The 14,279-nt window shown below is 64.8% G+C and carries 11 protein-coding genes; 8 read left to right on the forward strand and 3 right to left on the reverse strand.

All coding sequences use genetic code 11. The features are described 5' to 3' along the window. Positions 1-26: 26 nt before the first annotated feature. The 3 genes from NLM32_RS02200 to NLM32_RS02210 form a co-directional block, all read right to left on the reverse strand. Complete coding sequence (locus NLM32_RS02200; protein WP_234684314.1) at positions 27-818, reverse strand: Bax inhibitor-1/YccA family protein; 792 nt, start codon at positions 816-818, stop codon at positions 27-29. A gap of 271 nt (positions 819-1,089) precedes the next feature. After that, positions 1,090-3,660, reverse strand: coding sequence for an ABC transporter permease (locus NLM32_RS02205; RefSeq protein ID WP_254127655.1), 2,571 nt, complete (start codon positions 3,658-3,660; stop codon positions 1,090-1,092). Next, complete coding sequence (locus tag NLM32_RS02210) at positions 3,657-4,379, reverse strand: ABC transporter ATP-binding protein (RefSeq protein ID WP_254127656.1); 723 nt, start codon at positions 4,377-4,379, stop codon at positions 3,657-3,659. Before NLM32_RS02210 ends, NLM32_RS02205 begins: the two co-directional genes overlap by 4 nt. A 55-nt stretch (positions 4,380-4,434) precedes the next feature. Here NLM32_RS02210 and NLM32_RS02215 point away from each other — a divergent pair, with 55 nt between their 5' ends. The 8 genes from NLM32_RS02215 to NLM32_RS02250 all read left to right on the forward strand — a co-directional run bounded on the left by NLM32_RS02215 (position 4,435) and on the right by NLM32_RS02250 (position 14,185). Further along, the gene (locus NLM32_RS02215) at positions 4,435-5,070 is read left to right on the forward strand and encodes an arylesterase (protein WP_254135186.1); all 636 of its coding nucleotides are present in this window, start codon (positions 4,435-4,437) and stop codon (positions 5,068-5,070) included. A 174-nt stretch (positions 5,071-5,244) separates the two neighbouring features. Further along, positions 5,245-5,781 (forward strand): RNA 2',3'-cyclic phosphodiesterase, encoded by a 537-nt coding sequence (thpR, locus tag NLM32_RS02220; protein WP_254127657.1) that lies wholly within the window; start codon positions 5,245-5,247, stop codon positions 5,779-5,781. A 121-nt stretch (positions 5,782-5,902) separates the two neighbouring features. Then, entirely contained in the window at positions 5,903-7,090 is a 1,188-nt protein-coding gene (gene zapE, locus NLM32_RS02225) for a cell division protein ZapE (protein WP_254127658.1), read from the forward strand. 229 nt (positions 7,091-7,319) lie between these two features. Next, positions 7,320-8,288 carry a malate dehydrogenase gene (gene mdh / locus NLM32_RS02230; protein ID WP_254127659.1) on the forward strand — a complete coding sequence of 323 codons (969 nt, stop codon included), beginning with the start codon at positions 7,320-7,322 and terminating at the stop codon, positions 8,286-8,288. A gap of 202 nt (positions 8,289-8,490) precedes the next feature. Then, positions 8,491-9,687, forward strand: a complete 1,197-nt coding sequence (gene sucC, locus NLM32_RS02235) for an ADP-forming succinate--CoA ligase subunit beta (protein WP_254127660.1) — start codon at positions 8,491-8,493, stop codon at positions 9,685-9,687. Positions 9,688-9,691: 4 nt separating this feature from the next. Then, positions 9,692-10,171 (forward strand): DUF1579 family protein, encoded by a 480-nt coding sequence (locus NLM32_RS02240; RefSeq protein WP_254127661.1) that lies wholly within the window; start codon positions 9,692-9,694, stop codon positions 10,169-10,171. 34 nt (positions 10,172-10,205) lie between these two features. Then, on the forward strand, positions 10,206-11,090 hold the full coding sequence (gene sucD, locus NLM32_RS02245; RefSeq protein WP_008145220.1) for a succinate--CoA ligase subunit alpha: 885 nt from the start codon (positions 10,206-10,208) through the stop codon (positions 11,088-11,090). A gap of 137 nt (positions 11,091-11,227) precedes the next feature. After that, positions 11,228-14,185 carry a 2-oxoglutarate dehydrogenase E1 component gene (locus NLM32_RS02250; protein ID WP_254127662.1) on the forward strand — a complete coding sequence of 986 codons (2,958 nt, stop codon included), beginning with the start codon at positions 11,228-11,230 and terminating at the stop codon, positions 14,183-14,185. Positions 14,186-14,279: the final 94 nt, after the last annotated feature.

Genomic DNA, 14,279 nt, shown 5'->3' on the forward strand with positions numbered 1-14,279 from the left:
CGTGTCCGTTCTCTCGGGTCTGGCGCTTAGTCGCGCTGGCCGAGGAGCTGCAGCAGCAGCGTGAACAGGTTGATGAAGTTCAAGTACAGCGACAGCGCACCGGAGATCGCCGCACGCTCGGCGATGTCACCGCCGGCCGAGGCGTAGCCGTAGATGTAGTCGTTCTTCAGGCGCTGCGTATCCCAGGCGGTGAGGCCCGCGAACACGAGGACGCCGACCACCGACACGATGAACTGCAGCGCCGTGCTGGCCAGGAACAGGTTGACCAGGCTCGCGATGATGATGCCGATCAGGCCCATGAACAGGAACGAGCCCATGCCGCTCATGTCACGCTTGGTGGTGTAGCCGTAGAGGCTCAGCGCGCCGAAGGTCGCCGCGGTGATGAAGAACACCCGCACGATCGAGGTGTGCGTGTACACCAGGAAGATCGAGGACAGCGAGATGCCCATCAGCGCCGAGAACACCCAGAACAGGATCTGGGCGGTCGAGGGGGCGAGACGGTTGATGCCGGCCGAGATCACGAACACCATGGCGAGCGGCGCCAGCATGAACAGATACTTCAGCGGGCTCACGAACATCGCGTAGCCGAACGGCGTCAGGAACAGCTTGCCGACGCGGACGGCTTCCGGGGTCGGAACGTCAGTCACGGCAGCCATGTAAACGCCGAGCGCGGCCAGACCGGTGATGGCCAGGCCGATGCTCATGTAATTGTAGATGCGCAGCATGTAGGCGCGCAGACCGGCGTCGACCGTCGCGGCGTCAACACGCCCGGCGGCCCGGCCGAAAGGAGAAGCGTAATTGCGGTCTAGGTCCGACATGGTCGAATTCCCGTTGGTTGCCCGGTCCGGCACGAGGGTTGCCATGCCGCCGGGTCGTCTAATTCTATCTCGGATACCGATGTCTGCCGACATTAATTTTGGCTAACAATCGGGTCTCCGAACCCATCCGATATGTGGGAAACTAACACATTCGCTGCAACCGTCCACGCGCGGCCGAATGTCGCCCTTGTCGCGCAATCCAGACGAGTAGGCGTGGTTAATCGCAAGAATCGTGCGTTTCCGCTCCGGCGTAGTCACCCGCTACCTTTTGTCACAAATTGCGCAACACTGTGGCGGGCTTTTTGTTCAACGCCAGCAGCGTGCCGGCGAGCCCGAGCCCGACGGTGACGACCAGGGCGGCGACCACCACGCCGGCCGCGCTGCCGGCCTGCCAGACGAAGGTCAGGGTCATCAGCCGCGTCACGATCATCCAGGCCGCGATGCTGCCGGCGATCACGCCGAACACCGCGGTGGCAAGGCCGATCAGGAGATATTCGAGCGCATAGGCGCCGAGCAGCCGCAGCCGCGTGGCGCCGAGCGTCTTCAGGATCACCGCGTCATAGACCCGGTGGCGATGGCCGGCGGCGAGCGCGCCGCCCAGCACCAGGATCGCCGAGATCAGGGTCACGGCGCTGGCGCCGCGGATGGCGAGTGCGAGATTGGTCACGACCGCGCCGACCGTCTCCATCACCTCGCGCACGCGCACGCTCGTCACCATTGGGTAAGCGTCCGCGACCTGCTTGATGATATTGCCGTCGCCGGTCGCATCGCCGCCGGCTTCGGTCAGCGTCGCGATGTGGGTGTGTGGCGCGCCCTTGAACGCGTTCGGCGAGAACACCAGCACGAAATTGATGCCGAGCCCCTGCCAGTCGATGGTGCGGAGATTGCCGATCTTCGCCGGGATGTCGCGGCCGAGCACGTTGACGACGATTTCGTCACCGAGCTTCAGCCCAAGCCCGTCGGCGATCTTCTTCTCCATCGAGACCAGCGGCGGGCCGGAATAGTCGGCGCCCCACCACTCGCCCTCGACCACCTTGGAGCCCTTCGGCAGCTCGCCGGTATAGGTCAGGCCGCGGTCGCTCTGCAGCACCCATTCGGAATCGGTGGTTGGCTTGAGGTCCTCGGCACGGACGCCGCGGGCGGCGACGATGCGCCCGCGCAGCATCGGCACGTCCTCGACCTTCGCGCCAGGGGCGATCCGGCGCAGGTAATCGTCGAACGGTGCGGCCTGGGTGCTCGGAATGTCGATGAAGTAGAACGCCGGCGCGCGATCGGGCAGCGCGGCCAGGAACTGCCGGCGCAGATTGCCGTCGATCTGGGTGATGGTGACGAGCACGGCCAGCCCAAGCCCGAGCGAGAGCACGACCGAGGGCGTCAGCGCGCCCGGCCGGTGGATGTTGGCGATCGCCAGCCGCAGCATGGTGAAGCGCGTGCGCGGCAGCCGGCGCGCGATCGCCATCAGCACGGCGGCGACGCCACGCAGCACGGCGAACACGACGACGGAGGAGGCCACGAACACCGCGGCGATGCGCTTGTCGAAGGACAGGCCGATCACGACCGCAACCAGCAGGACGACCACGACACCCATGAATGCGAGATAGCTCCAGCGTGGCCGGTGCCATTCGGAAGCAATGGTATCGCGGAACAGTGCGGCGACCGGCACGTCGTGCACGCGCCCGAGCGGCCACAGGCCGAAGGCAAGCGCGGTCAGCAGGCCGTAGACAAAGGACAGCGCGAGCTCGTCGGCATGCACGGCCGGCACCACCGGCAGCGGCAGCAGTTTTCCGAACAGGCCGACGATGGCAAATGGCATCGCGGCGCCGAGCGCCAGCCCGATCACCGAGCCGATCCCGGCGAGCAGGACGACTTGCGCGAGGTAGATGCCGAACACGTCGCGGCCCGTGGCGCCGACGGCCTTGAAGGCCGCGATCACCTCGAGCCGGCGATCGATATGGCTCTTCACGGCGTTGGCGACGCCGACGCCGCCGACCAGCAGGGCGGCGAGGCCGACCAGGGTCAGGAACTGCGTGAAGCGGCCGATATTGCGCTCGAGCTGCGGCGAGGCATTGGAGCGGCTGCGGACTTCCCAGCCGGCCTGCGGCGCGGCGTTGCGCGCGTCCGCGATAAAGGCGTCGGTGGCACGATCGCTGTTGGCGGTGTCCGGCAGTTTGACGCGGTAGACCCAGCGCACCAGGCTGCCCGGCTGGATCAGTCCGGTGGCGCGCAGGGCCGCCTCGCTGATCAGGAAGCGCGGACCAAAGCCGATGCCGCCGGCGAGCTTGTCGGGCTCGGCCTCGACGCTGGAGCGAATCTGGAACGTCGCCGAGCCGATGGTGACGCGGTCGCCGATCTTGAGGGAGAGACGCGCAAGAAGGGTCGGATCGGCGGCGGCACCGAATGCGCCGTCGCGCTCCGCGAGCAGGTCGGTCAGCGGGACTTGCGGCGCCAGCGTGAGCTGTCCGAGCATCGGATAGGTGTCGTCGACCGCCTTCATCTCGACCAGCGCCAGCTTGCCGTCGGCCGCGCGCGCCATGCCGCGCAGGGTGGAAGCCACGGAGACGGTGCCGCGCGAGCGCAGGAAGGCCACCTCTTCGGGTTTCGCCTCGCGCTGGAACAGCACGAAGGAGACGTCGCCGCCGAGCAGTGTACGTCCCTCGCGCGCAAGGCCGTCGCTGAGGCTCGCCGACACCGAGCCGACGCCGGCGATCGCCATCACGCCGAGCGCGATGCAGGAGATGAAGACGTAGAAGCCGCGCAAGCCCCCGCGCAATTCGCGCAGCGCATAGCGCAGCGACAGCGCGACGCCGTTCGGCTTCGCAAACGGTTCGACAGCGATGCTCATGCGTTGGTCGTCTGCGTGTCGATCCGGCCCGAGCGCAGGCGGATCACGCGATCACAGCGATGCGCGAGCGAGGAATCGTGCGTGACCAGCACCAGCGTCATGCCGCGCTCGGCATGCTTGGTGAACAGGAGATCGACGATCTGCTTGCCGGTCGCCTCGTCGAGATTGCCGGTCGGCTCGTCGGCGACGAGGATGGCGGGATCGGGTGCCAGCGCGCGCGCCAGCGCGACGCGCTGCTGCTCGCCGCCGGAGAGCTGCGTCGGATAATGATGCAGGCGATCGCCGAGCCCGACCGATCGCAGCTCCTCGGCTGCGCGCTTGTTGGCATCGGGATTGCCGGCGAGCTCGAGCGGCACGGCGACGTTCTCCAGCGCCGTCATGGTCGGGATCAGATGGAAGGACTGGAAGACGATGCCGACCTGGCGGCCGCGGAAGCGGGCCAGCGCGTCCTCGTCGAGGGCATTGAAAGGCGTGCCTGACACCACCACCTCTCCGCTATCAGGACGCTCCAGCCCCGCCATCACCATCAGCAGCGTGGATTTGCCCGAGCCTGACGGGCCGATCAGGCCGATCGTCTCCCCCGAGCCGACGCGCAAGCTGATATCCTTGAGGATGTGAACGCGTGCCGCCCCCGACCCCAATGAGAGATTGACGTTGGAGATGGCGATGGTGTCCGGCGCGGTGCCGGCGAGCGAAGAGGATTCGATGCGACTGTCCATGGTCCGGTCATATGGCAACTCCGCACGCGCGGTCGAGAGGCGTTACGGTTTCTTCATGCACATAGCCGTGTTGATGCTCGCTTTGATGACGGTCGGTGGCCCGGCTTGGGCAGAAACGACAAAGCCGATCAAGCTTGTCGTTCTGGGCGATTCCCTGAGTGCAGGTCTCGGCCTTCCGGCCCAGCAGGCGTTTCCGGCCAAGCTCCAAAAGGCCTTGCAGGCCAAAGGCATAGCGGTTGACATGATCAACGCGGGCGTCTCCGGCGATACCTCGTCCGGCGGCCGCGACCGGCTCGACTGGTCGGTGCCCGAGGGAACCGAGGGCGTCATCGTCGAGCTCGGCGCCAACGACGCGATGCGCGGCATCGATCCCGACTTGACGCGCGCGGCGCTGACCGACATCGTTACGCGTCTCAGGGCGCGCAAGATCGCCGTGATGCTGTGTGGCATGCTGGCGCCGCCGAATTTCGGCGCAGACTATGGCGCGCGCTTCAATTCGATTTATCCGGATTTGGCAAAACAGTTCGATCTGCCGCTCTATCCCTTCTTCCTCGAAGGTGTCGCGGCCGATGCCAAGCTCAATCAGGCCGACGGCATTCATCCGACCGCTGAAGGCGTCGATATCGTCGTCAACAACATGCTGCCCACGGTGGAGGCATTCCTGCGCACGATCGGCGAGCAGCGCCGTTGAAAAGCAGGCAATGCTAACCCTAACACCCAGGGTTTTCCCGGTGTAGCCTTGGCAACACTTCGCAGAGTCACACAACTGCGATAGGAATCAGGGTACCGGTGATTCGTCGCCGGCTCTAATTTGGATAGGGTCCTTGCTGAGAGGACCGTACCCAAGCATCGGGAGTGAGAAACGATGCCGCGTTTGTTCACTGGTCTGGAAATTCCGGCCGAGATCGGCCAGTCGCTTTCCAATCTCAGGGGCGGCCTTCCCGGCGCCCGGTGGATCGATCCCGAAAATTATCACGTTACATTACGCTTCATCGGCGACATCGACGGCATCTCCGCCAACGAGATCGCATCGATGTTGTTTCGCGTCGATCGCAAGCCCTTCGAAGTGAAGGTGCAGGGCTTGCAAAGCTTCGGTGGCCGCAAGCCGCGCGCGGTGGTCGCCACCATCGCGCCGAGCAGGCCGCTGATGGAATTGCAGGCCGAGCTCGAACGCATGATGCAGCGGATCGGCCTCGATCCCGAAGGGCGCAAATTCATTCCGCATGTCACGCTGGCCCGGCTGCACGACGCCACCGACCGTGACGTCGCCGACTATCTCTCGATCCGCGGCTACTTCCCGAGCAAGGCGTTCATGGCGGAGCGGTTCGTGCTGTTCTCGTCGCGCGCGTCGACCGGCGGCGGCCCCTATGTGGTCGAGGACGCCTACGAGCTGTGCGAGTAGGTCGCTCGCGACGATGTACGAAACAGTGGGTCCCCGCTCTGCGCAGCGGGACGGGGAACGCATAGCGCCCCGCACCAATTGACGGCTTGCAATTTCCGCCGGTCTCTGGCGGTAAGGAGCGATGCTCTCCACCCAGAATTCCTCCTTCAGCGAAGCATATCAGGCCCAGATCGCCTCCGGCGCGATCGAGCCCGATGCCGCGCAGGCCGACGTCGCCGAGGCCTACACGGCGCTCGACCTGCGGCTCGCGAACTACAAGCCGCAGCGCAAGCAGGGGCTGCTCGCCCGCTTGTTCAGCGGCGGCGACAAGGATGAGGCGCCGCGCGGACTCTACGTCCATGGTGAGGTCGGCCGCGGCAAGACCATGCTGATGGATCTGTTCTTCCAGCACTCCACCGTCGAGCACAAGCGGCGAGCGCATTTCCACGAATTCATGGCGGAAGCGCATGAGCGCATCTACGACTATCGCCAGGGCATCGCGCGCGGCGAGATCGCCGACGGCGACGTCATCGCGCTGACCGCGCATGCGATCTTCGAGGAGAGCTGGCTGCTCTGCTTCGACGAATTCCACGTCACCGACATCGCGGACGCGATGATCCTCGGCCGCCTGTTCGCGAAGCTGTTCGAGCTCGGCACCGTCGTGGTCGCGACCTCCAACGTCGCGCCCGATGATCTCTACAAGGGCGGCCTGAACCGCGCGCTGTTCCTGCCCTTCATCAAGCAGATCACCGACCACATGGACGTGCGGCGGCTGGATGCGCGCACCGATTTCCGGCTGGAAAAACTTCAGGGCGTGCCGATGTGGCTGACGCCCGCGGATGGCGACGCCGATGCTGCGCTCAACAAAGCCTGGGCGAAGATGACGGGTAACGCCAAGTGCAAGTCGCGCGACATCCAGATCAAGGGCCGCACCCTGCACTTGCCGTGCTCGGCCCATGGTGTGGCGCGCTTTGGCTTCGCCGATCTCTGCGAGAAGCCGCTCGGCGCATCCGACTACCTCAGGCTGGCGCACGACTATCACACGATCCTGGTCGACCATATTCCAGTGATGGATTTCTCCCAGCGCAACGCCGCCAAGCGCTTCATCACGCTGATCGACACCCTCTATGACAATGCCGTGAAGCTGATGGCCTCGGCCGATGCCAACCCGATCTCGCTCTACCTCGCCCACGAAGGCAACGAGGCGATGGAGTTCAAGCGGACCTCGTCGCGTCTGATCGAGATGAGCTCGGAATCCTATCTGGCGCTGCCTCACGGCCGCAAGGATTCCACCGCCAGCGGCTCCACCAAGGGTTTGGTCGAGACTTAAGTCCTATTTGCCAGCGCTGTCATTCCGCCGCGCCGGCCTTCGCGGGCGAGCTCGAAATCTGGTGCGTGACTTTCGGGTTAACGCCCACGCGCGCCCGGGAATGACAGGGTTGCGCTCGGATGCGCAGCAAGCCCGACAATTGGGCATTGGGCGACTTGAACGGCGGAAGCGAAAGGGATAACCACCCTCTCAGTTTTCCCCTCCTCACGTGTCTAAAGGACAGGTTCACATGGCGCGCGACAAGATTGCTTTGATTGGCTCCGGTCAGATCGGCGGAACGCTGGCTCACCTCATCGGCCTGAAAGAACTGGGCGACGTCGTGATGTTCGACATTGCCGAGGGCGTGCCGCAGGGCAAGGCGCTCGACATCGCGCAGTCCTCGCCGGTCGACGGGTTTGACGCGCACTACACCGGTGCGAACTCCTACGAAGCCCTCGACAACGCCAAGGTCTGCATCGTCACCGCCGGCGTGCCGCGCAAGCCCGGCATGAGCCGCGACGACCTCCTCTCCATCAACCTCAAGGTCATGGAGCAGGTCGGCGCCGGTATCAAGAAGTACGCCCCCGACGCGTTCGTCATCTGCATCACCAATCCGCTCGACGCCATGGTCTGGGCGCTGCAGAAGGCCTCGGGCCTGCCGCACAAGAAGGTCGTCGGCATGGCCGGCGTGCTCGACTCCTCGCGCTTCCGCTACTTCCTGGCCGACGAGTTCAACGTCTCCGTTGAAGACGTCACCGCCTTCGTGCTCGGCGGTCACGGCGACACCATGGTGCCGCTGGTGAAGTACTCCACCGTCGCCGGCATCCCGCTGCCTGACCTCGTCAAGATGGGCTGGACCTCGCAGGCGCGCCTCGACGAGATCGTCGACCGCACCCGCAACGGCGGCGCCGAGATCGTCAATCTGCTCAAGACCGGCTCGGCCTTCTACGCGCCCGCCGCTTCGGCGATCGCGATGGCCGAGAGCTATCTGCGTGACAGGAAGCGCGTGCTGCCGTCGGCCGCCTACCTCAACGGCGAATATGGCGTGAAGGACATGTATGTCGGCGTCCCCGTCGTGATCGGCTCCAAGGGTGTCGAGCGCGTCGTCGAGATCGAGCTCGCCGGCAAGGACCGCGAGGCCTTCGACAAGTCGGTCGGCGCAGTGCAGGGCCTGGTAGACGCCTGCAAGAAGATCGCACCCGACCTTCTCGGCCGCTAAGGGCAAGCAATCCCCGCCGAAGATCGAAACCCGGTCTTCGGCGGTTTCATTTCCGGGCCCCGGCTAGCCGGGACGGGGGCCGGTTCCAAGATTTCCGATGTCAAAGAATCCGGGTTGCAGTTCTCGTGGTATATGGTATGCCAGCCACAAGACTGAGGTGGGCCCCTAGGGGTCTCCGCCCGCGGGTTCAGGGAGCGATCATATGAATATCCATGAATATCAGGCCAAAGCGCTGCTGAGCGAGTTCGGCGTAGCGATCTCGAAGGGCGTTCCGGTCCTGAAGGCCGCCGACGCCGAAGCTGCCGCCAAGGCGCTGCCGGGTCCGGTCTATGTGGTGAAGAGCCAGATCCACGCCGGCGGCCGCGGCAAGGGCAAGTTCAAGGAAGCCTCAGCCGGCGACAAGGGCGGCGTCCGCATCGCCAAGTCGGCCGCGGAGGTCTCCGAATTCGCCAAGCAGATGCTCGGCGCCACCCTCGTGACGATCCAGACCGGCCCCGCCGGCAAGCAGGTCAACCGCCTCTACATCGAGGACGGCTCCGACATCGACAAGGAGTTCTACCTCTCGATCCTGGTCGACCGCGAGACCTCGCGCGTCTCCTTCGTCGTCTCGACCGAAGGCGGCGTCAACATCGAGGACGTCGCGCACAACAACCCGGAAAAGATCGTCACCTTCTCGGTCGATCCCGCGACCGGCATCATGGGCCATCACGGCCGCACCGTCGCCAACGCGCTGAAGCTCTCCGGTGACCTCGCCAAGCAGGCCGAGAAGCTCACCGCGCAGCTCTACGCGGCCTTCGTCGCCAAGGACATGGCCATGCTGGAGATCAACCCGCTGGTCGTGACCAAGCAGGGCCAGCTCCGCGTGCTCGACGCCAAGGTGTCGTTCGACGACAACTCCCTGTTCCGTCACCCCGACGTGCTCGCGCTGCGCGACGAGACCGAGGAAGACGCCAAGGAAATCGAGGCGTCCAAGTACGACCTCAACTACGTCACCCTCGACGGCAACATCGGCTGCATGGTCAACGGCGCCGGTCTCGCCATGGCGACGATGGACATCATCAAGCTCTACGGCATGGCGCCGGCGAACTTCCTCGACGTCGGCGGCAGCGCCAGCAAGGAGAAGGTCGCGGCCGCGTTCAAGATCATCACCGCGGATCCCAACGTGAAGGGCATCCTGGTCAACATCTTCGGTGGTATCATGAAGTGCGACGTGATCGCCGAGGGCGTCACCGCCGCCGTGCGCGAGGTCGGCCTCAGCGTTCCGCTGGTGGTTCGCCTCGAAGGCACCAACGTCGAGCTCGGAAAGAAGATCATCCGTGAATCCGGCCTCAACGTGGTGCCGGCCGACAATCTCGACGACGCCGCGCAGAAGATCGTGAAGGCCGTCAAGGGAGGCTAAGGCCATGACCCAGGACCATCTCGCCGCATCATCCCCCCTCACCGAGCACATGCGCCTGTCGGCGTTCGCCGGCGAATGGAATGGTGAAGAGGTGGTCTTTCCGTCGCGCTGGACGGAGGGTGGCTCCGCCACCTCTCATGTCGTGGCGCGCATGGACCTCAACGGCTTCTACCTGATCCAGGACGCGGTGCAGATGCGTGACGGCAAGCAGAGCTTCGCCACCCACGGCATCTTCACCTGGGACCGCGACGACCGGACCTACAAATTGTTCTGGTACGATTCACTCGGCTACACGCCGCCCGCGCCCGCCTCCGGCGGGTGGGCCGGCAAGACCCTGACGCTGGTGCGCGGCTCGCTCCGCGGCAATGCGCGCCACGTCTACGAGATCATCGACGACAATTCCTACTCGTTGAAGATCCAGTTCTCGCCGGACGCGGAAGGCTGGGCTGACGTGCTCACTGGCGTCTACCGCCGCATCCACTGACCTCTCACTCGTTAGTTTCGCGAAAGCAGACCTCATGTCCATCCTGATCGACAAGAACACCAAGGTCATCTGCCAGGGCTTCACCGGCAAGAACGGCACCTTCCACTCCGAAGCCGCGATTGCCTACGGCACCAAGATGGTCGGCGGCACCTCGCCGGGCAAAGGCGGCTCGACCCATCTGAACCTGCCGGTGTTCGACACCGTGCGCGAGGCGCGCGAGAAGACCGGCGCGGATGCATCGGTGATCTACGTGCCGCCGCCGGGTGCGGCCGACGCGATCTGCGAAGCCATCGACGCCGAGATCCCGCTGATCGTCTGCATCACCGAAGGCATTCCGGTGATCGACATGGTGCGCGTGAAGCGCTCGCTGGCCGGCTCCAAGTCGCGCCTGATCGGGCCGAACTGCCCGGGCGTCATGACCGCCGGCGAGTGCAAGATCGGCATCATGCCGGCCAACATCTTCAAGACCGGCTCCGTCGGCATCGTCTCCCGTTCGGGCACGCTGACCTATGAAGCCGTGTTCCAGACCTCCCAGGAAGGCCTCGGCCAGACCACCGCGGTCGGCATCGGCGGCGACCCGGTCAAGGGCACCGAGTTCATCGACGTCCTCGAAATGCTCCTGGCCGACCCCAAGACCGAATCGATCATCATGATCGGCGAGATCGGCGGCTCCGCCGAGGAAGACGCCGCCCAGTTCCTGAAGGACGAGGCCAAGCGTGGCCGCAAGAAGCCGATGGTCGGTTTCATCGCCGGTGTCACCGCCCCTCCCGGCCGCCGCATGGGCCATGCCGGCGCAATCATCTCGGGCGGCAAGGGCGACGCCGGTTCCAAGACCGACGCGATGAAATCCGCAGGGATTACAGTGTCGCCGTCTCCCGCCCGTCTTGGCCACACGCTTGCCGAAAAATTGAAGGGCTAATTCACTCCTTCGTGCTTTTCCGGGCGAAGTTTCGCAGCAAATAGGGTAAATGGTGCCAGTCGCGTCGGGCCTCTGCCGGGGAGCCCGACGCCAGCGCCGTTTGTTATGCGCGAACCGAAATCGCCAGGAACTCAAGTATGTCTCGCCAGGACGCGAACGCAGCCTTTGCCCTCTCATCCTTTTTGCAGGGCACCAACGCCACCTACATCGACGAAATCTACGCCCGCTACGAGAAGGACCCGTCCTCGGTCGACGCCGAGTGGCAGGAGTTCTTCAAGAGCCTCAACGACCAGCCCGCCGACGTCCGCAAGAACGCCGAGGGCCCATCCTGGGAGCGCGCCAACTGGCCGCAGACGCCCAAGGACGACCTGACCTCCGCGCTGGACGGCAACTGGGCCGAGGTCGAGAAGGCGGTCGGCAGCAAGATCGCCGCCAAGGCGCAGGCCAAGGGCGCCGACATCTCCTCCGCCGACCTGCTCCAGGCCACGCGCGACTCTGTGCGTGCGTTGATGCTGATCCGCTCCTACCGCATGCGTGGCCACTTCCACGCCAAGCTCGATCCGCTCGGAATCGAAGCCCCGCGCAACCGCGAAGAGCTCGACCCGCGCACCTACGGCTTCAGCGAAGCCGATTTCGACCGCAAGATCTTTCTCGATCACGTGCTCGGTCTCGAATACGCCAATCTGCGCGAAATCACGGCGATCTGCGAGCGCACCTACTGCCAGACGCTCGGCGTCGAGTTCATGCACATCAGCAACGCTGCGCAGAAGGCCTGGATCCAGGAGCGCATCGAAGGCCCGGATAAGGAAATCTCCTTCACGCGCGAAGGTCGCCGCGCCATCCTGATGAAGCTCGTCGAAGCCGAAGGCTTCGAAAAGTTCTGCGACACCAAGTTCACCGGCACCAAGCGCTTCGGCCTCGACGGCGGTGAATCCCTGATCCCCGCGCTCGAGCAGATCATCAAGCGCGGCGGCAATCTCGGTGTGAAGGAAGTCGTGCTCGGCATGCCGCATCGCGGCCGCCTCAACGTGCTGACCCAGGTGATGGGCAAGGCCCATCGCGCGCTGTTCCACGAGTTCAAGGGCGGCTCGGCCAACCCCGACGCGGTCGAAGGCTCGGGCGACGTGAAGTACCACCTCGGCGCGTCCTCGGACCGCGAGTTCGACGGCAACCGTATCCATCTGTCGCTGACCGCCAACCCCTCGCATCTCGAGATCGTCGATCCCGTCGTGCTCGGCAAGGTCCGCGCCAAGCAGGACCAGCACGGCGATCCGCCGGATCAGCGCATCTCGGTGATGCCGCTCCTGATGCATGGCGACGCGGCGTTCGCGGGCCAGGGCGTGGTCGCGGAATGCTTCGGTCTGTCGGATCTGAAGGGCTACCGCACCGGCGGCTCCGTGCACTTCATCGTCAACAACCAGATCGGCTTCACCACCTATCCGCGTTACTCGCGCTCCTCGCCGTATCCGTCGGACGTGGCGAAGATGATCGACGCGCCGATCTTCCACGTGAACGGCGACGATCCGGAAGCCGTGGTGTTCGCGGCAAAGGTCGCGACCGAGTTCCGGCAGAAATTCCACAAGCCCGTCGTCATCGACATGTTCTGCTACCGCAGGCATGGCCACAACGAAGGCGACGAGCCGGCGTTCACCCAGCCGGTGATGTACAAGAAGATCGCGGCTCACCCCTCGACGCTGGAGCTGTACGCCCGCCGTCTGGTCAGCGAAGGCGTGATGACCGAGGGCGAGGTCGACAAGGCCAAGGCCGACTGGCGCGCGCGGCTCGATGCCGAGTTCGAAGCCGGCACCTCCTACAAGCCGAACAAGGCCGACTGGCTCGACGGCAAGTGGGCGGGCTTCAAGATCGCCGACCAGGAAGAGGACGCGCGTCGTGGCGTCACCGGCGTCGACATCACCGCGCTGAAGGACATCGGCCGCAAGATCACCAAGGTGCCGGACGGTTTCCGCGTCCATCGCACCATCCAGCGCTTCCTCGAGAATCGCTCGAAGGCGATCGACACCGGTGCCGGCATCGACTGGGCGACCGGTGAGGCGCTGGCGTTCTGCACGCTGCTCAACGAGAACCACCACGTGCGCCTGTCGGGCCAGGACTCGGAGCGCGGCACCTTCTCGCAGCGTCACTCGGTCCTGATCGACCAGGAGGACGAGAGCCGCTACACGCCGTTCAACCATCTCGGCCACGAGCAGGGCCATTACGAGGTCATCAACTCGCTGCTGTCGGAAGAAGCCGTGCTCGGCTTCGAATACGGCTACTCGCTCGCCGAGCCGAACACGCTGACGCTGTGGGAAGCCCAGTTCGGCGACTTCGCCAACGGCGCGCAGGTCGTGTTCGACCAGTTTATCTCCTCGGGCGAACGCAAATGGCTGCGCATGTCCGGTCTCGTCTGCCTGTTGCCGCACGGCTATGAGGGCCAGGGGCCGGAGCACTCTTCGGCGCGTCTGGAGCGTTACCTGCAGATGTGCGCGGAAGACAACATGCAGGTGGTCTACCCGACCACGCCGGCGAACTACTTCCACGTGCTGCGCCGTCAGCTTCATCGCGAGATCCGCAAGCCGCTGATCCTGATGACGCCGAAGTCGCTGCTGCGTCATAAGCGCGCCGTTTCGCGTCTCGAGGAGCTCGCGAAGGGAACGACCTTCCACCGCATCCTGTATGATGACGCCCAGATGCTGCCGAACGAGGCGATCAAGCTCGTTCCGGACGACAAGATCCGCCGCATCGTGCTGTGCTCGGGCAAGGTCTATTACGACCTTTACGAGGAGCGCGAGAAGCGCGGCATCGACGACATCTATCTGATGCGCGTCGAGCAGCTCTATCCGGTGCCGCTGAAAGCGCTGGTGGCCGAGCTGTCCCGCTTCAAGAAGGCGGAAGTGATCTGGTGCCAGGAAGAGCCGCGCAACATGGGTGCCTGGCACTTCATCGAGCCCTATCTGGAATGGGTGCTGAACCAGGTGAACGGTGTGAGCCGGCGTCCGCGTTATGTCGGCCGCGCCGCTTCCGCCGCGACCGCCACTGGTCTGATGTCCAAGCATCAGGCGCAGCTGAAGGCGTTCCTGGACGAAGCATTGAGCTGATCTTTTCGAACTGCGTCATGCCCCGCCCACAAGGCGGGGCATCCGGTAAGTCGTGACGACCTCGTGAATGCGATGCGTCCCGGCTTGCTGGATG

It is taken from the genome of Bradyrhizobium sp. CCGUVB14 (genome assembly GCF_024199935.1).
Lineage (GTDB): Bacteria > Pseudomonadota > Alphaproteobacteria > Rhizobiales > Xanthobacteraceae > Bradyrhizobium.

Excerpts from the sequence above, each read along its gene's own strand:
- NLM32_RS02200 (WP_234684314.1), bottom strand. The coding sequence starts at position 818 with ATGTCGGACCTAGACCGCAATTACGCTTCTCCTTTCGGCCGGGCCGCC.
- NLM32_RS02205 (WP_254127655.1), bottom strand. The coding sequence starts at position 3,660 with ATGAGCATCGCTGTCGAACCGTTTGCGAAGCCGAACGGCGTCGCGCTG.
- NLM32_RS02210 (WP_254127656.1), bottom strand. The coding sequence starts at position 4,379 with ATGGACAGTCGCATCGAATCCTCTTCGCTCGCCGGCACCGCGCCGGAC.
- NLM32_RS02215 (WP_254135186.1), top strand. The coding sequence starts at position 4,435 with ATGCACATAGCCGTGTTGATGCTCGCTTTGATGACGGTCGGTGGCCCG.
- thpR (WP_254127657.1), top strand. The coding sequence starts at position 5,245 with ATGCCGCGTTTGTTCACTGGTCTGGAAATTCCGGCCGAGATCGGCCAG.
- zapE (WP_254127658.1), top strand. The coding sequence starts at position 5,903 with ATGCTCTCCACCCAGAATTCCTCCTTCAGCGAAGCATATCAGGCCCAG.
- mdh (WP_254127659.1), top strand. The coding sequence starts at position 7,320 with ATGGCGCGCGACAAGATTGCTTTGATTGGCTCCGGTCAGATCGGCGGA.
- sucC (WP_254127660.1), top strand. The coding sequence starts at position 8,491 with ATGAATATCCATGAATATCAGGCCAAAGCGCTGCTGAGCGAGTTCGGC.
- NLM32_RS02240 (WP_254127661.1), top strand. The coding sequence starts at position 9,692 with ATGACCCAGGACCATCTCGCCGCATCATCCCCCCTCACCGAGCACATG.
- sucD (WP_008145220.1), top strand. The coding sequence starts at position 10,206 with ATGTCCATCCTGATCGACAAGAACACCAAGGTCATCTGCCAGGGCTTC.
- NLM32_RS02250 (WP_254127662.1), top strand. The coding sequence starts at position 11,228 with ATGTCTCGCCAGGACGCGAACGCAGCCTTTGCCCTCTCATCCTTTTTG.